We start from the raw sequence: 18,602 nt of genomic DNA on the forward strand, positions 1-18,602 counted from the left end.
CAAGAGCCGTTGAACGGGACAATTGCGAGGCATTTGCTGCATGTGCGAAGGTCTTTCAGCCTATTAGGAATTTATTAACCATAAAATGCGAAATGTAAGGGCTAGAAGTTGTTCGGAGTTTCGGGAACGCCCGTCCGGCACAGTCAAGCGGTCCAGTGCCAGCAGGTTTACCCGCCGCCTCCGCGTAGAGAACCCGGTTCGTCCGGGCCGAAGCATCCCCTCGCAGCGTCGCGCATGATGCGCCATCCGACGGACGATGGAACATTGGCAGGCTTGCGGATGCGGCGCATCGGCAAGACGGCGAACAGGAGGCAGGCATGCTGCCGCGCGTGGCGACAACAACCGGAACGGCCCAGCCCACCCCTGCCCCTGCGGCCGGGGCATCGGTCGATGCCGCCGTCAGGCCCCAGCTTTCCGCCGCCGCCCTTGCCAATCTGCGTGCCGAGGTCGTGCTGCGCCTCATCGAGACACTCCTCAAGCACATGCCGCGCACCGGGGTGCCAAGCCCCAACCGCGATCTTCTTGAGACATTGCTGGCCGTCCTGAAGACCCTGCCGGGCCGCGAAGGCGAAAGCGGCCGCAAGCTCGCCGACCTCATCGCCAAGCTTCCGCCGGAAATGCGCCCGGCCGTGGAAAAGCTGATCAGCACCGTCCTGTCGGCTGTGCCGACGCGCACGCTCGTGGAGATCGTACGCAATCCGAACGGCCCCGAGGCGCAGAAACTCGCAACCCTGCTTGCCACGAACCTGACGGCACAGGACAACCACACCACAGAAGGCCACGCCGCAAGCGGCCAGACGGCTCAGCAGAAACCGGTCGCGCTCACGGCGCAACAGCTCGCCGTCGTGGGGCGCCACAGCCTGCAGCAGGCGGCCCAGATGGCACAGCTGCTCACCGGCGATGCCCGCAGCCTGCAAGTCATGCTGAAGCGCATCTTCGACTTCGATGGCGCCAACAAGCCCAATATCGCGAACACGCGCACGGCGGATATCCCTGCAACGGCAGCCAAGCCCGCAACCGCTGTCGAAAGCAAAGCGACGGAAACGGCCGCAAAGACCGAGGGTGCGGAAAAACAGGCTACGACAAAGACGGTCACGGCCGGCAAAACCGAGCTGCGCATTGCCGCCGCCATAAGGACGGCGCTTATCGGCTCCACGCCGATGGCGGAAAAAGCAGAAACGCCAGCGACAACTTTAAAGACGGCGTTCGCCGAGCCGGCCCAACAGGTCGAAGAGACGCCGGCTTTCCAGCGGACATCCGAGACACGCCCGGCCGCAACCATACCTGCTATTGCCCTCGCGGACGACCAACCCGCCCCAGAAGCCGATGAGACCCTCCTTGCGGATCCGGCCGGTTCCGAGAAGACAGAAACGGCGGCGTCCACCCCCGCGAAGCGCGAGGACCTCCCCGGCAGGACACCGCTTGCCGGTACAACCGGCCAGGCTCCGGCACGCAGCGTGCTGGAAGCGGTAACACGCGACCTGCCCCCTGCCCTCCTGACGGAAGCGGTCGTTCATCTCGTCGAAAACCTCTCGCCCGAGGAGGCGACCTTCCTGCGCACGCTTCTCGAGCGTCCGCTCGACCTCGTCATGCCTCCGGAAGGTGACGTGACCGAGACCCCGCCTCCGCTCACCGAGGAAACGCTTGCGGATGCCGTCGCCACCGCCGAACAGGACGCGGAGATGGCAACCGCAGATCTTCCTGAGGAAGCCGCGCGCGCAAGGCCGGATCCAGGCCAGACGGCGTCCGTGCCGGCTCGGCAGACCCAAATCGTTACGGAAGAGACCCGCCCCGCCCAACGCCTTGCCGAAAACGGCATTGCCCAGGCGCAGGCCGCTGCCCAGCCCGATCTCCCGCTTCCGACCGCGATCGCGGTTCGCGAGGGTGTCCCGCTCGCCTTCGTGCCCTATCTGCCGGCAGAGGAAGATCTCGAATGGTCAGAGAACCGCGAAGCCGACGAGGATGAAGCCAGCGACGAGGACGGCACACCCGACAATCAGGACGGTGGCGAGAAGGATGCGGATGATGCGGCCGGCGAAAGCGACGAGCCGGAGACGCCGGAAATGGCCCGCCGGCGCGAAAAGACGGCCGAGATGGTCGGCGTCATCGAACCCGGCCTCGTCTTCTACCAGAAGCTCGGCGACTACTGGACCTGACGCTCCCTTGAAATGGAAAAGCCCGCGGAGATTACTCTCCGCGGGCTTTTCATTGTCATGTCGTAAGCGAAGGCTTACTCGGCGTTGCCGCGGTTCTTCAGAGCCGCGCCGAGGATGTCGCCGAGCGAAGCGCCCGAGTCGGACGAACCGAACTGTGCAACGGCTTCCTTCTCTTCAGCGATTTCCAGAGCCTTGATCGAGAGCTGGATCTTGCGATCCTTCTTCGAGAAGTTCAGGACGCGGGCGTCGACGGTCTGACCGACCGAGAAACGCTCCGGACGCTGTTCGTCACGGTCACGCGACAGGTCGTTGCGGCGGATGAACGACGTGAGGTCTTCGTGGTTGACGAGCTTCACTTCGATGCCGCCATCGTTGATCGCGATGACTTCAGCCGAAACGACGGCGTTCTTGCGCAGGTCGCCGGACGTGGCGGCATCGCCGACCGAGTCCTTGCCGAGCTGCTTGATGCCGAGCGAGATGCGCTCCTTGTCGACGTCCACATCCAGAACGACAGCCTTGACGACGTCGCCCTTGTTGTATTCCTCGATGACCTGCTCGCCCGGACGGTTCCAGTCGAGGTCGGAAAGGTGCACCATGCCGTCCACGTCGCCGTCGAGGCCGATGAACAGACCGAATTCGGTCTTGTTCTTGACTTCGCCTTCGACTTCCGTGCCAGCCGGATGGCTGTGCGCGAAGGCCTGCCACGGGTTCTCGAGGGTCTGCTTGAGACCGAGCGAGATGCGGCGCTTCGTCGGGTCGACTTCGAGAACGACCACGTCGACTTCCTGGCTCGTGGACAGGATCTTGCCGGGGTGAACGTTCTTCTTCGTCCAGGACATTTCGGAGATGTGGATCAGGCCTTCGATGCCCGGCTCCAGCTCGACGAACGCACCGTAGTCGGTGATGTTCGTGACCGTACCGGAAATCTTCTTGCCGGTCGGGTACTTGGTGCCGATGCCATCCCACGGATCCGACTCGAGCTGCTTCATGCCGAGCGAGATGCGGTGGGTTTCCTGGTTGATGCGGATGATCTGAACCTTGACCTGCTGGCCGATGGACAGGATTTCCGACGGATGGTTGACGCGGCGCCAGGCCATGTCGGTGACGTGCAGCAGGCCGTCGATACCGCCGAGGTCAACGAACGCACCGTAATCGGTGATGTTCTTGACGACGCCGTCAACAACCTGGCCTTCTTCGAGGTTCTGAACGATTTCAGAACGCTGCTCGGCGCGCGACTCTTCGAGAACCGTACGACGCGAAACAACGATGTTGCCGCGACGCTTGTCCATCTTGAGGATTTCGAAGGGCTGCGGGTTGTGCATGAGCGGCGTGACGTCGCGGATCGGACGGATGTCGACCTGCGAACGCGGCAGGAAGGCAACGGCGCCGTCGAGATCGACGGTGAAGCCACCCTTGACCTGGTTGAAGATGACGCCTTCGACGCGCTCGCCAGCTTCGAACTTGACTTCGAGCTTGGCCCAGCTCTCTTCGCGGCGAGCCTTTTCGCGCGACAGAACAGCTTCGCCCAGCGCGTTTTCGATGCGCTCGACGTAAACTTCGACTTCGTCGCCGACCTTCAGCGTGCCGTCCTTGGACTTGGCACCGAATTCCTTCAGCGGTACGCGACCTTCGACCTTGAGGCCGACGTCAACGATGGCGACGTCCTTCTCGATGGCCGTAACGATGCCCTTGGCGACATAGCCTTCGGCGAGATCGTTAGACGCGAAGGATTCCTGCAGAAGGGCTGCGAAATCTTCGCGCGTGGGGTTTGCTTGAGACATTGAAACTCCTGGTGTGCCTATGGGGCACGGGCGCCGGGGGTTAGCGTTGACGAGGAACAAAACGATGCCCGCTGCCTTGAAGGGCAGCAAATCCGGCGCGGGGACAGGCCTTGCTCTATTGCTTAAGCGCGGTGTCGATGAACGACTTTGCCGCGGAAAACGCCGCCTCTATACTCATTTCCGAGGTATCAAGCAAGTGCGCATCGTCCGCCGGCTTGAGCGGGCTGTCCGCCCGGCCCATGTCTCGCTCGTCGCGCCGCACGATGTCATCGAGGATCGTCTCATAATCGGCCACCCCGCCGCCGGCGAGGATTTCGTCGTAGCGGCGTTTCGCACGGACCTCCGGCGAAGCCGTGACATAAAGCTTCACCAGCGCATCCGGGCAGACGACCGTACCGATATCGCGACCGTCCAGAACCGTTCCGGGCTCGCGTGCCGCAAAACTGCGCTGCGCCTCGACAAGCGCACGGCGCACCGAGGGCATGACCGCGATCTTGGAGGCGGCCTCGCCGATCGCATGGGCCGAAAGCACGGCACGGTCGAGCCCGCCGAGATCGAGATTGCGCGCGACATCAGCGGCAACCGCCTCGTCATCGAGCGGCAGGCCGCGATCAAGCAACGCCTTGGCCGTCGCGCGATATGTCAGCCCCGTATCGAGATGATGGAAACTGAACTCCTCGGCAATCCGGCGCGACAGCGTGCCCTTACCCGCAGCAGCAGGACCGTCGATGGCGATTGTCTTCATGGCGTATCCGTGTGCGTCACATGCTTTTCATCAAGCGTGTTAGCGGAAGAATGGTGCCAATGCCAAGGGGCAAGCCGCAGGGTGACGGCCATTTCCGATAGATGCTGGAATTTACCAGGCCACAAACTTCAAGGCTCCGTCTTCTCAGCGGTCTGCTTTTCAGCCAGGCGGCGTCGCCTTTCTGCAAACAGCACCATGAACAACAAAGGGCAGCACAAGAGGACAAGCATCAGTTCGCGCATGCTCATTTTCAGCCCAGCATCTTGAATCCCGATAACGTTGGCAAGAACTTGCCAAACCGCCGCAAGGAAAACCAGAGGAAGCACAACGAGAAAATTGCGCAGCTTCCAGTCGCTGATCGCGCCGAGGAGCAGTTTAAAATGCATGGCGGCAAGCTCGCCCCAGGATGGAAGCGGCGACATATTATCCACCGCCGAAACGGGCGCTCTATCAAGGATTGAGGCCATGGCGCGCGCATAACCACGCTCTATCAGTATGACCGCAAACAACAAAAAGATCGCGACCGCTCCCGCCATCGTTCTAAGCGGTGGGCTGGCATAGGCAAGCAATGCGGACAGCGCCATCGCAAGCGTCAGGAACACCTGAAGGAGCGTGCTCCACTTCGACATTCGCTGAACGCGCGCACATTCGTCATCCGTGAGAACAACCGCCTTTGCGCGCGGATGCAGACGAAAGACAACCCGCCTATCGTCAAGACGGCGAAGGATTCGATTGGGAACACTCGTCATGCTGACTCCTGGATTTCTGACAAAACCTAGGCGACAGCATTTAACAGTCCCTTCCCGACAAAGTCGAAATTTTAAGCGCCCAATTCGATCCTCGCGCCCAGGCCCGCCATCAGGTCCATGAATTCCGGGAAGCTCGTGGCGATCATCGTCGCGTCGTCCACCGTCACGGGGTTTTCCGAGACAAGGCCCATGACGAGGAAGCTCATGGCGATGCGGTGGTCGAGATGCGTGGCGACGGCCGCGCCCGCGGCGTTGCCGAGACCCTTGCCGTCAGGACGACCGCGCACGACGAGCGAGGTTTCGCCCTCGTCGCAATCCACGCCATTGAGCTTGAGGCCATTGGCGACGGCCGAGAGGCGGTCGCTTTCCTTGACGCGCAGTTCTTCCAGGCCGTTCATGACCGTTGTGCCTTCGGCAAACGCCGCGGCTACCGCGAGAACCGGGTATTCGTCGATCATCGACGGCGCGCGGTCTTCCGGCACCGTCACGCCCTTCAGCGTGGAGGAACGAACCCGCAGGTCCGCCACGTCCTCGCCGCCGGCAAGGCGCGGATTGATGACGTCGATATCCGCGCCCATTTCCTGCAGCGTCAAGATGAGGCCAGTGCGGGTGGGGTTCATCAGCACGTTGAGGATGGTGACGTCGGAACCTGGAACAAGCAGCGCCGCGACCAGCGGGAAAGCCGTCGAGGACGGGTCGCCCGGCACGTCGATGACCTGGCCGGTGAGCTGTCCGCGGCCTTCCAGCCGGATCGTGCGCACGCCGTCGGCATCCGTCTCGACGGTGAGGTTGGCACCGAAACCCTGCAGCATCTTTTCCGTATGGTCGCGCGTCATGACCGGCTCGATGACCGTCGTGATGCCGGGCGTGTTGAGACCGGCGAGCAGCACGGCGGACTTCACCTGTGCGGAGGCCATCGGCACGCGATAGGTGATCGGTGTCGGCGTCTTCGGGCCACGCAAGGTTACGGGAAGACGGTCGCCGTCCTCCGACGTCACCTGCACACCCATTTCGCGCAGCGGATTCAGCACGCGGCCCATCGGGCGCTTGGTCAGCGAGGCGTCGCCGATGAAGGTGCTGGCGAAATCATAGACGCCGACAAGACCCATCGTCAGGCGGCAGCCGGTGCCGGCATTGCCGAAATCGAGCGGTGCCTGGGGGGCCAGCAGCGCGCCGTTGCCGACGCCGTTGATGATCCAGGTATCGCCGTCCTTGCGGATCTTCGCGCCCATGGCCTGCATGGCCTTGCCCGTATTGATCACGTCCTCGCCTTCGAGCAGGCCGGTGATGCGCGTTTCGCCGCTGGCAAGACCGCCGAACATGAAGGAGCGGTGGGAGATCGACTTGTCGCCGGGAATGCGAACGGTGCCGGAAAGGCCGGAGGATTTGCGGGCGGTTGCGGGCCGGGCACTGGCGCCGTGCGACATGGGCGTCTTCCTTGATAATGGACAGCTCCCCGGAAGAGGCGCCGGGAAGAACGCGGGCTTGCTATCACAAACGATTTAAACCGTCATCCTCCTGTCGGAAAACAATCGCCGCCACGGCCCCGCGCCGGCCCCTGCCGAAGTTAGGCTTTGACAGGATTGCGCAAGACGATTAAGGGGACCGGCTAATCATTTTACCGTTCAACGCGCCGGACAACCGGCCCTGCCGGAAACCATACGGCACTCAGAAGGCTTTGACTGTGGCTAAAGCGGAACTCGGAACCAAACGCATCGATCCGGAAACGGGCAAGAAGTTCTACGACCTCAATCGCGACCCGATCGTTTCCCCCTATACCGGCAAGACCTATCCGCTGTCCTTCTTCGAAGAGACCTCTGCGGCGGCTGTCCTGGAGAAGGAAGAGGAAGAGGACGCCAACGAAGTCGATGCCGAGAACACGGAAGTCGAACTGGTTTCACTCGAGGACGCCGATGACGATGCAGCCGGCGGCGACGACCTGCCTGATCTCGGCGACGACGATGTGGAAATCGACGGCGACGACGACGACACCTTCCTGGAGCAGGAAGAAGACGACGATGACGACATGACCGGCATCATCGGTGTCGGCGGCGACGACGACGAAGCGTAAGATTTTGATTTTCCGGCCGGTTTCAAAAAAATCGGCCGGATTTCATTTTTCGGCTTGCCATCTCCGAAACCCGGAAGTAATAAGCCGCCACACCGAACGGCAACGCCGCTTCGGTTCCCGGAAACCGGCTCCGCCGGAACCCGTTATGGGGCTATAGCTCAGCTGGGAGAGCGCTTGCATGGCATGCAAGAGGTCAGCGGTTCGATCCCGCTTAGCTCCACCAAATCCTCCCGCACCTGATATTCGTTGGATAGCAAACTAGCCGTTCGTCACGGTTGTTCGCGCATGCCCGGCGTCGCTTCGCGCTGGTCGGCATCCTCGAGATCGCTCTTCACCAGAAACGTATCGTTGTGCTGGCGGGCAGCTTCGCGCAGGGCGGCGAGATTGGGCATGTCGTCGCCTTCGATTTCACCTCTGCCGCCCTGATCGATTTCGCGTTCGGCCTGGTACCAGTGGTCATCGGGGTTGCCGTCCGGCTGGCCTTCCTGTTGCCAGAGCTCATGGGCGCGTTTGCGGATTTTTTCGTCGCGGTCGTCGGTCATGACGGGCTCCCTTCATGTTGCGTTGAAAAACGGCGGGCGGGGCAGGATGTTCCTTTCACTGCCTCCGGCGGGAACGACTTTTCTTGCGTCTTTCACGGGTCGCGAATAAGCATGGTCCGCCGGGCGTCTAGGGACCGACGCCAGCTTTGTCGGGGGACATCATGAGCTTTACGGAAACAACAACAACTTCCTGGTTTTCCAGACTGAAGAGCGCACTGATCAAGATCGTGGTCGGCTTCATTCTGCTGATCGCCTGCATCTGGCTTCTGTTCTGGAACGAAGGCCGCTCCGTCAAAACCTATCGCGCGCTCGTCGAGGGTGCCGGGCTTGTCGTCTCCGTCGAGAACGGCGCCGTCGACCCGGCCAACGAGGGCAAGCTCGTCCACATCTCGGGACCGGTCAAGCCGGTCGGCGTGCCCGAAGACAGCCAGCTCGGCATTTCGGCCGATGGCGCAGTCGGGCTCGACCGTATCGTCGAGATGTACCAGTGGGTCGAGGAATCGAAGTCCGAGACGCGCAAGCAGCTCGGCGGCAGCGAGGAAACCGTCACGACCTATTCCTATCGCAAGGAGTGGAACCGTCGGGAGATCAGCTCCAGCGGCTTCCGCCAGTCGGGCCACGACAACCCGCAAAAGCCGATCGATGATGCGAGCTTCCCGGTCGCGTCCGCCAATATCGGCGCCTTCAGCGTGGATGGCCGCACGGTGGCCAATCTCGGCGACGACAGGCCGATCCCGTTGACCGCGCTCGACGTCAACCGGGTCGGCGAGGCTACGGCGCTCGCCAAACCGGTCTCCGCCCTTGGCGGCCAGGCGGTCTTCGCGTTCGATCCACAGAACCCTCAGGTCGGCGATATCAGGATTTCCTTCAAGCGCTCGGATCTGTCCGAAGCGAGCTTCGTCGGAGCGCAGCGCGGCAACGGCCTTACGGCATACAAGACGACGAACGGGCGCGAACTCCTGCTCAGCGAAGCCGGCATCCACGATGCGGCGGCGATGTTCGAGACCGCGCAGAGCGAGAACACGATCATCACATGGGCGGTGCGCGTAGGCGGGCTCATCGGCATCTTCATCGGCTTCGCCTTCATCTTCTCGATCCTCGGCGTGATCGGCGACGTCATTCCGTTCATCGGCTCCATCGTCAATTTCGGCACCTCCGCCATCGCACTGATCCTGACGCTGCTGATCGGCCCCGCCGTCATCGCCATTGCCTGGATAGCGTATCGTCCGGTCATCGCGATTGCCGTTCTCGTCGCCGGTATTGCGCTGGCGGCGGGCATCCTTTACCTGCGCAGGGGCAAAGCCGCCGCAGCACCGGCAACAACGGGTGCGCTCGGCAGACAATAGCGGCGGCAGGAATGGGTGGCGCGTGACCTTCTATGTTTCGAAGATCTTCTGGCTCGTCGCCCAACCGCTCTCCGTCGCCTTCCTGCTTCTCGCCATCGGCATCCTTGCGGGGCTGGCGAACCGGCGACGTATCGGGACGGGTGCAAGCCTCGCCGCCGCCCTCGTCCTGTTTGTAACTCTGTTCACGACGACGGGTGCGGTGCTTCTGCAGAAACTGGAGGATCGTTTCGCACGCGCCGACCTTCCGGCGGGCGGGCCAGGCTGCATCATCACGCTCGGAGGCGGCTTCGAATCGGAGATCGTCGCCGCACGGGGCGGCTTCGAGATGACCCAGGCCGGCGATCGCTTCATCGAAACGCTGCGGCTGGCGCGGGATTTCCCCTTGGCGCGCATCCTCGTTTCCGGTGGTGACGGCTCGCTGAGCGGCACCTATGAGGGAGACGCCATTGTTGCCGAACGCTTTTTCTCCGCCTTCGGCATCCCCGCCGAGCGGTTGATCCGCGAAACGGAATCGCGCGACACCTTCGAGAATGCTGCCAATACGGAGACGTTGCTGGCGTCAAACGGGCTGAAAGATTGCCTGCTTGTCACCTCGGCCTTCCACATGCCGCGCTCCATGGGCCTCTTCCGCAAACGCGGCCTGGAGGTCCTGCCATGGCCGACGGACTACCGCACGACAGGCAAGGCCAGTCTCGGGCTCGACTTCACACAGCCTTCGGCGAACACCCAGCTGATGAGCACGGCTGTTCGCGAATGGACAGGCCTGCTTTTCTATTATGCCGCGGGGCGCACGCAGGCGCTCCTCCCGCAATAGACGGCACTACTTCTTGGAAATCGTTTCGAAACGGGCGCCGCGCACGCGGATCGTCATCGTGCAATATTCCTTGTCGTCACGGCCGCAGCTTGCAGCATTGGCCTTGAGTTCCAACACCTTGTTGCCGAAGCGCTGCTTCATGTCGTAGCCGTAGAGATCGGCATTGGCGGCAAGGAAGTAGCCACCCTCCGCCACGCGGATATAGAACTGGTGCGGGCAACCGACATCGCCGCACAGCCCCCCCGGCACACCATCGCAATTGACGGCGCCAAGGTTGAAGATCGCATCGACGAGGCGGTCATTGTTGAAATCGACATTATCCGCGAAGTCTTCGCCATAGATCGCGCTCTTGCAGCGCGCGGCGACTTCGGCCTCAACCGTGGCGAGCGGGTCCTGCACGATTTCGGCGGCACGGGCCGGCATGCCGGCGGCGAGCAGCGCAGCGGAGACGAGCGCGAGAATTCTGATACGGATGGCCATCTCTCAAACCTTTCCATGGCAGGCGATTCGGTCATTATGCACCTGGGAATGCGCGCAGCCTGATTCTGTCGCGCGCGACTTTACCGCCGCCAAGCTGTTGCGAGGCTTGGCCGGGGAGGGAGAAGAGCGTGACGATCCTGGAACTGCTTGATTACACCGGTGTGGCAGTCTTTGCGGCAACCGGTGCGCTATCGGCGTCGCGCAAGCAGCTCGACATTATCGGCTTCCTGTTCCTGGCGGCCGCAACCGGCATCGGCGGAGGCACGGTCCGCGACGTCATCCTGGGTGCGACGCCCGTTTTCTGGGTGGTAAACCCGACCTATCTGATCGTCTGCGTCGCCGTCGCCCTCCTCGTCTTCGTGCTCGCGCACCGCATCGAGTCACGCTATCGCCTGCTGCTGTGGCTCGATGCCATGGGCGTGTCGGCCTATTGCGTGATGGGGGCAGCCAAGGGCTATGCGGCCACGAACTCGCCGACCGTCGCCATTACGACCGGCGTGCTGACGGCGAGCGTCGGCGGCATCATCCGCGATCTCCTGGCAAACGAGCCCTCCGTCCTGCTGCGGCCCGAGGTCTATGTGACGGCGGCGCTGATCGGCGCGGCGGGCTTCACGGCTGCCACAGTTGCCGGCGCACCGCTCTGGCTGGCCTCGGCGATCGGCATTGCCGCAGCCTTCGCGGTGCGCGGCGGTGCGCTGCGTTTCGGCTGGCGTTTCCCGGTCTACAGGCCCCGACCGGGGCGGCATCCCGATGATGTGATGTGAAAGGTCTCAGTCCTTCCTGCAGGGACGCAGGCGGATGATCACGTCGACATTGGCGATTTCCATGCCTTCCGGCGGCTCCGGCAGATTGTCGATCGCGATGTTGCTGACGGGAATGTCGAGAACGCGGTTTTCACCCTCGACGAAGAAATGATGGTGATCGGAAACGTTCGTGTCGAAATAGGTCTTCGAGCTTTCGACGGCGAGAACGCGGATCAGGCCCGCCTCGGTGAACTGGTGCAGCGTGTTGTAAACGGTCGCAAGCGACACCGGCACGCCGGCGGTCACCGCCTCCTCGTGCAGTTCCTCGACGGTCAGGTGACGGTCACCCTTGGCGAAAAGCAGGTCGGCGAGTGCCACGCGCTGGCGCGTCGGGCGCAGGCCGGAATGGCGCAGGCGCGTTTCGATGGGCATCTCGTGTGCATGCGGCATGGGCGACGGGTCCACTTGCTGGGCCTTGAACAACTATCTTGAACTTTCGATATAACTTTAGCGGAAGCGGGTTTCAATAGGAATGCCGCATCGACAAGGCGCGCAACATGCGGAAAACCGGGGCCCTTGCTTGGTGTTTGCCACTTTGCACTGGCTGTGACCGCTGGCATCATGTATGCGGACAGCGGAATGGACGTCTCATCCGCACAGGATGGGGCAGAAAAAACGAGGCGGCCGGGATGCTTCAAATCGCCCCCGTCCTTCGCTAAATCTAACGCTGAACAAGCGTGAACAAGACCGGGGATGAAACACCACGATGACGACCAGGCAATCCAGCTACAATTATGAGGAAATTCTGTCCTGCGGCCGCGGCGAACTTTTCGGCCCCGGCAATGCGCAGCTTCCTCTGCCGCCGATGCTCATGGTCCACCGCATCACCGACATCTCAGAAACCGGCGGCGCCTTCGACAAGGGCTATATCCGCGCGGCTTATGACGTGAAGCCGGACGACTGGTACTTCCCCTGCCACTTCCAGGGCAACCCGATCATGCCGGGCTGCCTCGGCCTCGACGGTATGTGGCAGCTTACCGGCTTCTTCCTCGGCTGGCTCGGCGAGCCCGGACGCGGCATGGCGCTCTCCACCGGCGAAGTGAAGTTCAAGGGCATGGTTCGCCCCAATACCAAACTTCTCGAATACGGCATCGACTTCAAGCGCGTCATGCGCGGTCGCCTCGTACTCGGCACGGCGGACGGCTGGCTGAAGGCCGACGGCGAGACCATCTATCAGGCAACCGACCTGCGCGTCGGCCTGTCGAAGGACAAAGACGCTTAAGGGCGGCCACAGGCTGCAGAAAGCCTGAAGGCGGCGCCTGAGCCGCCTTCACAACAAGACGTTCTAGAAAAGGGCAGGAATATGAGACGGGTAGTTGTCACGGGTCTGGGGATCGTATCCTCCATCGGGAACAACGCAGACGAAGTGACGGCGTCGCTGCGCGACGCGCGCTCCGGCATCAGCTTCAGCCAGGATTTCGCCGACCATGGCTTCAAGTGCCAGGTCTGGGGTTCGCCCAACATCGACACGACCGAACTCGTCGACCGCCGCGCCGCCCGCTTCCTCTCGCAGGGCGGCTCGTGGAACCACGTCGCCATGAAGCAGGCGATCGCCGATTCCGGACTGGAAGAAGCAGACTACGCCGCCAACGAGAGCACCGGCATCATCATGGGTTCGGGCGGCCCGTCCACCCGCACCCTGATCGAAGCGGCCGAGATCACGCTCAAGAACAACTCGCCCAAGCGCATCGGCCCGTTCGCCGTGCCGAAGGCCATGTCTTCGACGGCGTCGGCCACGCTCGCCACCTGGTTCAAGATCCACGGCGTCAACTACTCGATCTCGTCGGCCTGCTCGACCTCGGCGCACTGCATCGGCAATGCTGCCGAGATGATCCAGTGGGGCAAGCAGGACATCATGTTCGCCGGCGGTCACGAAGACCTCGACTGGACCATGTCGAACCTGTTCGACGCCATGGGCGCCATGTCCTCCAAGTACAACGACACACCCGCCACCGCCTCGCGCGCCTATGACGTCAGCCGCGACGGCTTCGTTATCGCCGGCGGCGCCGGCGTTCTGGTTCTCGAAGAGCTGGAACACGCCAAGGCCCGCGGCGCGAAGATCTATGCCGAAATCGTCGGCTACGGCGCGACCTCCGACGGCTACGACATGGTCGCCCCCTCAGGCGAAGGCGCGATGCGCTGCATGCGCCAGGCGCTCGCTACCGTGAAGGGCGATGTCGACTACATCAACACGCACGGCACTTCGACGCCCGTCGGCGATTCGAAGGAAATCGGCGCGATCCGTGAAGTCTTCGGCGACAAGATCCCGCATATCCAGTCGACCAAGTCGCTGACCGGCCACTCGCTGGGTGCTGCCGGCGTGCAGGAATCGATCTACGGCCTCCTGATGATGCAGGCCGGCTTCATCGGCGAAAGCGCCCATATCACCGAGCTCGATCCGGAATTCGACGGCGTGCCGATCGTGCGCAAGCGCATCGACAATGCCAAGATCGACACGGTTCTTTCGAACTCCTTCGGCTTCGGCGGCACCAACGCCACGCTGGTCTTCCAGCGCCACAACGGATGAACGGCATGACGGGGATCATGAACGGCAAGCGCGGCCTCATCATGGGGGTCGCGAATAACCACTCCATCGCCTGGGGCATCGCACAGAAGCTTGCCGGTGCGGGCGCTGAACTCGCCTTCACCTACCAGGGCGAAGCGCTCGGCAAGCGTGTGAAGCCGCTTGCCGCCGAGCTCGGCTCCGACTTCGTCATTCCCTGCGATGTCGAGGACATCGCCTCGGTGGATGCGACGATCGAGGCGATCAAGGAAAAGTGGGGCAAGCTCGATTTCGTCGTGCATGCCATCGGCTTCTCCGACAAGAACGAGCTGAAGGGCCTCTACGCCGACACCTCGCGCGACAACTTTTCGCGCACCATGGTGATCTCCTGCTTCTCGTTCACGGAAATCGCCAAGCGCGCCGCGGATCTGATGACCGATGGCGGCGCGATGCTGACGCTGACCTATGGCGGCTCCACGCGCCTCATGCCGAACTACAACGTCATGGGCGTCGCCAAGGCCGCACTCGAAGCCTCCGTGCGCTACCTTGCCGGCGACTACGGTCCGCAGGGCATCCGCGTCAACGCCATTTCGGCCGGCCCGATCCGCACGCTGGCCGGCGCTGGCATCTCGGACGCTCGCGCCATGCTCTCCTGGCAGCAGAAAAACGCGCCGCTGCGTCGCACCGTCACCATCGAGGACGTCGGCAATTCGGCCCTCTACCTGCTCTCCGACATGTCGAGCGGCGTCACCGGCGAAATCCACTATGTGGACTCCGGCTACAACATCACCTCCATGCCGACGCTGGAGCGACTGGCCAAGGCCGACGGCGAGTAACAAGGGCGGCGCGGAGTTTTGGAACTTCGCGCCGTTTTCCTTTTACGAGCGCAGCATCAGCACCACGACGAGCAGGACCAACGCCGCCAGAATGGCGAAGAACACGGTCCGCACGCGGCTGTTCATTTCCAGCGGCTTGCCATCGGCCCCGCGCCTCAGAAAGGCGAGCGGCACCTCGGAGGTCGGCGTATGCCCCTCCCCCTGCTTTACATCCTTTGCGATAACGTCAGCCACATCTTCCGTGATCGGCGGCCTGGCGGGTCCAAAAGCCATTACGGATCTCCTGAACGGGAACGGTCCGGCGATGGTGGACCCGTTTCGGAAAAATGGCAATCGGCTGCGGCAATCGGCGTCAGCGTGAGCTGACGCCTGTCAAATCGCTGGGCTTCAGCGCCTGCCGAACAGCACCTTGAAGCGGGCATTACGGCAGACTTCGCCGCTTTCCTTGAAGGCTTCCTTCAGCACCGGCTCGTAGGGCAGGCCTCGATTGGCGACCATCAGCAGGCGGCCGCCTGATTTGAGCGACTTGGCCGCCATGCGGATCATGCCGGCGCCCAGCGAGTGGTCTGCGGCATGGCCTTCGTGGAAGGGCGGGTTCATGACGATAAGGTCATAGTGGTCGCGTGGCGTTTCCGCCGTCAGGTCGAACCAGAAGAAGCGCGCCGGAATGTTCGGGCAGTTCTCCGCCATGTTCTCCTTGGCGGCTTCCAGCGCCTCGTAATGCGCCTCGAAGATATCGATGCCCTTCACCTGCGTCGCGCGGCCGCCGAGCATGACGGAGAGATAGCCCCAGCCCGCGCCGAAATCGGCGGCGTGGCCATGGAAATCTTCCGGGATGCGTGTGGCGAGCAGCTCGGAACCCTCGTCGATACGGTCATGCGAGAACATACCCGGAGCTGCCGTGAAGCGGCCGGCGACGCGTACCGGCTTGGCCGCCAGCTTGGCAATCGCGTCGGCCGGATCTTCCGGACGGGCGAACCAGATGGCAAGGCCGTGGTATTTTGGCATGTAGTCGCCGGTGAGACCGAGCTGGTCGAGGCGCTTGCGCATGGACTGCACGCCGTCTTCCTTGCTGCCGGCAACGACGATCAGGCCGCCGGTGCGCACGAGGCGCAGCGCCTCGGCGATGCGGTTCTCGTTCTCGCCCTTGTGCTTGGTCATCAGAATGAGCGCGCCGTCGAAATCCTCGCCCTCGATGACCGGCTTCACCGGAGCACGAACGGCCTCCAGCCCGCGATAGAGCGCGCGCTGCGGCTGTACGGCCTCCAGAGTGGCGCCAAAGCCTTCCGGCGGGCGCTGGCCGGCCTCCGCGCCGAGGAAGAGATAACGTTCGCCCTCGCCGGGCATGCCGAGCGTGCCGGAGGCAAAGGGATGGAACAGGGTCTTCAGGGCGTCGCGGGTCATGGTCGGCTTTCAGCGGTGGATACGGGCAGCGAGGACAACGGGTGGTCAAAGGAAAGGGGCGCGGAACGTGCCGCTCCGCGCCCCCTCCATACGGGTAGAGTAGGCTTACTCGGCGGCTTCGCCGTCGCCCTTCTTCTCGGCAGCGACTTCCTTGCCGGTTGCCTGGTCGACAACCTTCATGGAGAGGCGAACCTTGCCGCGCTCGTCGAAGCCCATCAGCTTGACCCAGACCTTGTCGCCTTCCTTGACGACGTCGGAGGTCTTGGCAACGCGCTCCTGAGCGAGCTGCGAGATGTGCACGAGGCCGTCGCGCGGGCCGAAGAAGTTGACGAAGGCGCCGAAGTCAGCGGTCTTCACGACCGTGCCTTCGTAGATCATGCCGACTTCCGGTTCAGCGACGATCGAGTGGATCCACTTGCGGGCCGCTTCGATTTCCTTGCCGGAGGACGAAGCGATCTTGATCGTGCCGTCGTCTTCGATGTTGATCTTGGCGCCGGTCTTTTCGACGATTTCGCGGATGACCTTGCCGCCGGTGCCGATGACTTCACGGATCTTATCGACCGGGATGTTCATGACTTCGATGCGCGGAGCGAATTCGCCGAGCTGCGAGCGGCCTTCGGAGATGGCATTGGCCATTTCGCCGAGGATGTGCTTGCGGCCGCCCTGGGCCTGGCCGAGTGCGACCTTCATGATCTCTTCGGTGATACCGGCGATCTTGATGTCCATCTGCAGCGAGGTGATGCCGTCGGCGGTGCCGGCGACCTTGAAGTCCATGTCGCCGAGGTGGTCTTCGTCGCCGAGGATGTCGGAGAGAACCGCGAAGCGATCACCTTCGAGGATCAGGCCCATGGCGATACCGGCAACCGGCTTGGCCAGCGGAACGCCGGCGTCCATCAGAGCAAGCGACGTGCCGCAGACCGTGGCCATCGAGGACGAGCCGTTCGACTCGGTGATCTCGGAGACGACGCGCAGCGTGTAGGGGAACTGTTCCGCCGTCGGCAGCATCGGGCGGATCGCGCGCCAGGCGAGCTTGCCATGGCCGATTTCGCGGCGGCCCGGGGAGCCCATGCGGCCCGTTTCACCGACCGAGTAGGGCGGGAAGTTGTAGTGCAGCAGGAAGCGTTCCTTGTACATGCCGGTCAGGCTGTCGACATACTGCTCGTCTTCGCCGGTGCCGAGCGTGGCAACGACCACGGCCTGGGTTTCACCGCGGGTGAAGAGAGCCGAGCCGTGCGTGCGCGGCAGGATGCCGACTTCCGAAACGATGGCGCGAACGGTTTCGAGATCGCGGCCGTCGATGCGGCTCTTGGTGTCGAGGATGTTCCAGCGAACGATCTTGGCCTGGAGGTGCTTGAAGACGGCGCCGATGACTTCGGCGGTGTACTTCGGCTCAACGCCCTCAGGGAAGAAGTGGGCCTTCACCTTGGCCTTGACGGCGTCGACGGCGGCGTAACGATCAGCCTTCTGGGTGATCTTGTAGGCGGCGCGCAGTTCGGTTTCCGCGATGCCGAGCATTTCGGCTTCGAGAGCGGAATGATCTTCCGGCTGGAAGTCGCGCGGTTCCTTGGCAGCCACTTCGGCGAGCTTGATGATCGCGTCGATGACCGGCTGGAAGCCCTTGTGGCCGAACATGACGGCGCCGAGCATGATTTCTTCGTTGAGTTCCTTGGCTTCGGACTCAACCATCAGGACGGCGTCCTGGGTACCGGCGACGACCAGGTCGAGAACCGACTCGTCCATCTCGTCGAGATGCGGGTTCAGGACGTATTCGCCGTTGATGTAGCCGACGCGTGCGCCGCCGACCGGGCCCATGAAGGGAACGCCGGAGATCGTCAGAGCAGCCGAGGCAGCGACCATCGAGAGAACGTCGGGATTGTTCTCGAGGTCATGTTGGACGACGGTGACGACGACCTGGGTGTCGTTCTTGTAGCCTTCCGGGAAGAGCGGGCGGATCGGGCGATCGATCAGGCGGGAAACGAGCGTTTCGTTTTCCGACGGACGGCCTTCGCGCTTGAAGTAGCCACCCGGGATCTTGCCGGCGGCGTAGGTCTTTTCCTGGTAGTTGACGGTGAGCGGGAAGAAATCCTGGCCCGGCTTCGGCGCCTTGGCGGAAACGACGGTGGCGAGAACGACGGTTTCGCCGTAGGTCGCGAGAACCGCGCCGTCAGCCTGACGGGCGATCTTGCCGGTTTCCAGCTTGAGCGGACGGCCCGCCCATTCGATTTCAACCGTATGGGTATCGAACATGTCTTGTCCTTCTTGGCAGATACGCGCACCGCCGCCTGAAGGCGCAGGTGGTCTATCCGCTTTATGACGCATCATGGGCAAGACAACGGGAGGCTTCTTTTTTGCTGGTCGCAATTCCGGACGGA

General features: G+C 62.8%; 18 protein-coding genes and 1 tRNA gene. 9 read left to right on the forward strand and 10 right to left on the reverse strand.

Annotated elements, in window-relative coordinates:
* Window positions 1-317: 317 nt before the first annotated feature.
* The gene (locus tag MUU55_RS12240; protein ID WP_244761046.1) at window positions 318-2,156 is read left to right on the forward strand and encodes a hypothetical protein; all 1,839 of its coding nucleotides are present in this window, start codon (window positions 318-320) and stop codon (window positions 2,154-2,156) included.
* Between the two features lie 74 nt (window positions 2,157-2,230).
* Here the strand turns inward: MUU55_RS12240 and rpsA are convergent, their stop codons facing one another.
* The 4 genes from rpsA to aroA all read right to left on the reverse strand — a co-directional run bounded on the left by rpsA (window position 2,231) and on the right by aroA (window position 6,858).
* A complete protein-coding gene (gene rpsA / locus MUU55_RS12245; RefSeq protein ID WP_244761047.1) occupies window positions 2,231-3,937 on the reverse strand; it encodes a 30S ribosomal protein S1 in 1,707 nt (568 codons plus the stop codon).
* 115 nt (window positions 3,938-4,052) lie between these two features.
* Window positions 4,053-4,682, reverse strand: a complete 630-nt coding sequence (gene cmk / locus MUU55_RS12250) for a (d)CMP kinase (RefSeq protein ID WP_244761048.1) — start codon at window positions 4,680-4,682, stop codon at window positions 4,053-4,055.
* A gap of 128 nt (window positions 4,683-4,810) precedes the next feature.
* On the reverse strand, window positions 4,811-5,431 hold the full coding sequence (locus MUU55_RS12255; protein ID WP_244761049.1) for a hypothetical protein: 621 nt from the start codon (window positions 5,429-5,431) through the stop codon (window positions 4,811-4,813).
* A 71-nt stretch (window positions 5,432-5,502) separates the two neighbouring features.
* Window positions 5,503-6,858 (reverse strand): 3-phosphoshikimate 1-carboxyvinyltransferase, encoded by a 1,356-nt coding sequence (aroA, locus tag MUU55_RS12260; protein WP_244761050.1) that lies wholly within the window; start codon window positions 6,856-6,858, stop codon window positions 5,503-5,505.
* A gap of 257 nt (window positions 6,859-7,115) precedes the next feature.
* On the opposite strand from aroA, the gene MUU55_RS12265 reads away from it, so the two are divergent.
* A complete protein-coding gene (locus tag MUU55_RS12265; protein ID WP_244761051.1) occupies window positions 7,116-7,502 on the forward strand; it encodes a TIGR02300 family protein in 387 nt (128 codons plus the stop codon).
* Window positions 7,503-7,649: 147 nt separating this feature from the next.
* Window positions 7,650-7,725, forward strand: a tRNA-Ala gene (locus MUU55_RS12270).
* A 46-nt stretch (window positions 7,726-7,771) separates the two neighbouring features.
* Here MUU55_RS12270 and MUU55_RS12275 read toward each other — a convergent pair.
* Window positions 7,772-8,044, reverse strand: coding sequence for a DUF2934 domain-containing protein (locus MUU55_RS12275; protein WP_244761052.1), 273 nt, complete (start codon window positions 8,042-8,044; stop codon window positions 7,772-7,774).
* A gap of 161 nt (window positions 8,045-8,205) precedes the next feature.
* On the opposite strand from MUU55_RS12275, the gene MUU55_RS12280 reads away from it, so the two are divergent.
* Both MUU55_RS12280 and MUU55_RS12285 read left to right on the forward strand, forming a co-directional pair.
* The gene (locus tag MUU55_RS12280) at window positions 8,206-9,390 is read left to right on the forward strand and encodes a TMEM43 family protein (RefSeq protein WP_244761053.1); all 1,185 of its coding nucleotides are present in this window, start codon (window positions 8,206-8,208) and stop codon (window positions 9,388-9,390) included.
* Between the two features lie 22 nt (window positions 9,391-9,412).
* Window positions 9,413-10,204, forward strand: a complete 792-nt coding sequence (locus tag MUU55_RS12285; protein ID WP_244761054.1) for a YdcF family protein — start codon at window positions 9,413-9,415, stop codon at window positions 10,202-10,204.
* Between the two features lie 6 nt (window positions 10,205-10,210).
* Here MUU55_RS12285 and MUU55_RS12290 read toward each other — a convergent pair whose 3' ends face one another.
* Complete coding sequence (locus tag MUU55_RS12290) at window positions 10,211-10,684, reverse strand: hypothetical protein (protein ID WP_244761055.1); 474 nt, start codon at window positions 10,682-10,684, stop codon at window positions 10,211-10,213.
* A gap of 128 nt (window positions 10,685-10,812) precedes the next feature.
* Here MUU55_RS12290 and MUU55_RS12295 point away from each other — a divergent pair, with 128 nt between their 5' ends.
* Window positions 10,813-11,448, forward strand: a complete 636-nt coding sequence (locus MUU55_RS12295; RefSeq protein WP_244761056.1) for a trimeric intracellular cation channel family protein — start codon at window positions 10,813-10,815, stop codon at window positions 11,446-11,448.
* A 6-nt stretch (window positions 11,449-11,454) separates the two neighbouring features.
* On the opposite strand, the gene irrA is transcribed toward MUU55_RS12295, so the two are convergent.
* Entirely contained in the window at window positions 11,455-11,877 is a 423-nt protein-coding gene (gene irrA, locus MUU55_RS12300) for an iron response transcriptional regulator IrrA (RefSeq protein ID WP_244761057.1), read from the reverse strand.
* Between the two features lie 316 nt (window positions 11,878-12,193).
* Here irrA and fabA point away from each other — a divergent pair, with 316 nt between their 5' ends.
* The 3 genes from fabA to fabI all read left to right on the forward strand — a co-directional run bounded on the left by fabA (window position 12,194) and on the right by fabI (window position 14,826).
* Window positions 12,194-12,709: a 3-hydroxyacyl-[acyl-carrier-protein] dehydratase FabA gene (gene fabA, locus MUU55_RS12305; protein WP_117368090.1), complete on the forward strand. Its 516-nt coding sequence runs from the start codon at window positions 12,194-12,196 to the stop codon at window positions 12,707-12,709.
* Between the two features lie 81 nt (window positions 12,710-12,790).
* Window positions 12,791-14,014, forward strand: coding sequence for a beta-ketoacyl-ACP synthase I (fabB, locus tag MUU55_RS12310; RefSeq protein WP_244761058.1), 1,224 nt, complete (start codon window positions 12,791-12,793; stop codon window positions 14,012-14,014).
* A 5-nt stretch (window positions 14,015-14,019) separates the two neighbouring features.
* On the forward strand, window positions 14,020-14,826 hold the full coding sequence (gene fabI / locus MUU55_RS12315) for an enoyl-ACP reductase FabI (RefSeq protein WP_244761059.1): 807 nt from the start codon (window positions 14,020-14,022) through the stop codon (window positions 14,824-14,826).
* A 42-nt stretch (window positions 14,827-14,868) separates the two neighbouring features.
* Here fabI and MUU55_RS12320 read toward each other — a convergent pair whose 3' ends face one another.
* The 3 genes from MUU55_RS12320 to pnp all read right to left on the reverse strand — a co-directional run bounded on the left by MUU55_RS12320 (window position 14,869) and on the right by pnp (window position 18,477).
* Complete coding sequence (locus tag MUU55_RS12320) at window positions 14,869-15,099, reverse strand: hypothetical protein (protein WP_244761060.1); 231 nt, start codon at window positions 15,097-15,099, stop codon at window positions 14,869-14,871.
* 114 nt (window positions 15,100-15,213) lie between these two features.
* On the reverse strand, window positions 15,214-16,230 hold the full coding sequence (locus MUU55_RS12325) for a class I SAM-dependent methyltransferase (protein ID WP_244761061.1): 1,017 nt from the start codon (window positions 16,228-16,230) through the stop codon (window positions 15,214-15,216).
* Between the two features lie 105 nt (window positions 16,231-16,335).
* A complete protein-coding gene (gene pnp, locus MUU55_RS12330) occupies window positions 16,336-18,477 on the reverse strand; it encodes a polyribonucleotide nucleotidyltransferase (protein WP_244761062.1) in 2,142 nt (713 codons plus the stop codon).
* Window positions 18,478-18,602: the final 125 nt, after the last annotated feature.

It is taken from the genome of Shinella curvata (assembly GCF_022899935.1).
Lineage (GTDB): Bacteria > Pseudomonadota > Alphaproteobacteria > Rhizobiales > Rhizobiaceae > Shinella > Shinella curvata.

Bases quoted from the DNA above. Each gene is read 5' to 3' on its own strand.
- MUU55_RS12240 (WP_244761046.1), top strand. From the start codon at position 318: ATGCTGCCGCGCGTGGCGACAACAACCGGAACGGCCCAGCCCACCCCT.
- rpsA (WP_244761047.1), bottom strand. From the start codon at position 3,937: ATGTCTCAAGCAAACCCCACGCGCGAAGATTTCGCAGCCCTTCTGCAG.
- cmk (WP_244761048.1), bottom strand. From the start codon at position 4,682: ATGAAGACAATCGCCATCGACGGTCCTGCTGCTGCGGGTAAGGGCACG.
- MUU55_RS12255 (WP_244761049.1), bottom strand. From the start codon at position 5,431: ATGACGAGTGTTCCCAATCGAATCCTTCGCCGTCTTGACGATAGGCGG.
- aroA (WP_244761050.1), bottom strand. From the start codon at position 6,858: ATGTCGCACGGCGCCAGTGCCCGGCCCGCAACCGCCCGCAAATCCTCC.
- MUU55_RS12275 (WP_244761052.1), bottom strand. From the start codon at position 8,044: ATGACCGACGACCGCGACGAAAAAATCCGCAAACGCGCCCATGAGCTC.
- MUU55_RS12280 (WP_244761053.1), top strand. From the start codon at position 8,206: ATGAGCTTTACGGAAACAACAACAACTTCCTGGTTTTCCAGACTGAAG.
- MUU55_RS12290 (WP_244761055.1), bottom strand. From the start codon at position 10,684: ATGGCCATCCGTATCAGAATTCTCGCGCTCGTCTCCGCTGCGCTGCTC.
- irrA (WP_244761057.1), bottom strand. From the start codon at position 11,877: ATGCCGCATGCACACGAGATGCCCATCGAAACGCGCCTGCGCCATTCC.
- fabA (WP_117368090.1), top strand. From the start codon at position 12,194: ATGACGACCAGGCAATCCAGCTACAATTATGAGGAAATTCTGTCCTGC.
- fabB (WP_244761058.1), top strand. From the start codon at position 12,791: ATGAGACGGGTAGTTGTCACGGGTCTGGGGATCGTATCCTCCATCGGG.
- fabI (WP_244761059.1), top strand. From the start codon at position 14,020: ATGACGGGGATCATGAACGGCAAGCGCGGCCTCATCATGGGGGTCGCG.
- MUU55_RS12320 (WP_244761060.1), bottom strand. From the start codon at position 15,099: ATGGCTTTTGGACCCGCCAGGCCGCCGATCACGGAAGATGTGGCTGAC.
- MUU55_RS12325 (WP_244761061.1), bottom strand. From the start codon at position 16,230: ATGACCCGCGACGCCCTGAAGACCCTGTTCCATCCCTTTGCCTCCGGC.
- pnp (WP_244761062.1), bottom strand. From the start codon at position 18,477: ATGTTCGATACCCATACGGTTGAAATCGAATGGGCGGGCCGTCCGCTC.